This is a genomic window from Rhizobium sp. UBA1881 (genome assembly GCF_002338015.1).
Classification (GTDB): Bacteria; Pseudomonadota; Alphaproteobacteria; order Rhizobiales; family Rhizobiaceae; genus Rhizobium.
This window is the reverse complement of the sequence record NZ_DDHH01000146.1, coordinates 3,887-4,281: the sequence shown is the minus strand read 5'-3', so window position 1 is coordinate 4,281 and position 395 is coordinate 3,887. Positions and strand designations below refer to the sequence as shown.

Annotated in this window: 1 pseudogene; it reads right to left on the bottom strand. The window is 67.6% G+C overall.

Features of this window, described 5'->3' with window-relative positions:
• Positions 1-219 (bottom strand): annotated as a pseudogene (ggt, locus tag B3605_RS17625) (gamma-glutamyltransferase); the annotation flags it as partial.
• Positions 220-395 lie beyond the last annotated feature (176 nt).

Genomic DNA, 395 nt, shown 5'->3' with positions numbered 1-395 from the left:
GGCCAGCGCATAGCCGACGGCAACCGCGGCATCCACGGCATTGCCGCCGTTCTTGAGCACCTCGACGCCGACATCGGTCGCCAGATGCTGGGCGGTGACGACCATGCCATGCTCAGCCTCGACCGGCGCGGGCGAGGCGGCAAGCGCTGGTGCGATTGGCGCCAGCGTCAGCGACAGGGCAGCGATGAGGGCTGCGGATTTCGTGGGAAGGCGGTCCATGATGTTCCCCTCGTTGGACTGACATGGGGAACATATGGGGTTGCAGGCGTGGCAGGCAATGCGCGGTGGACGCTAAGTGGTGCCATGCAGGTCCGGCGTTGCGACGGGCTTTGGCGCCGAGGTGGGCTGCGGGATGGACGGCAATTTGGCTTCCGGCGCTGGCGGTGCGGCCAGTC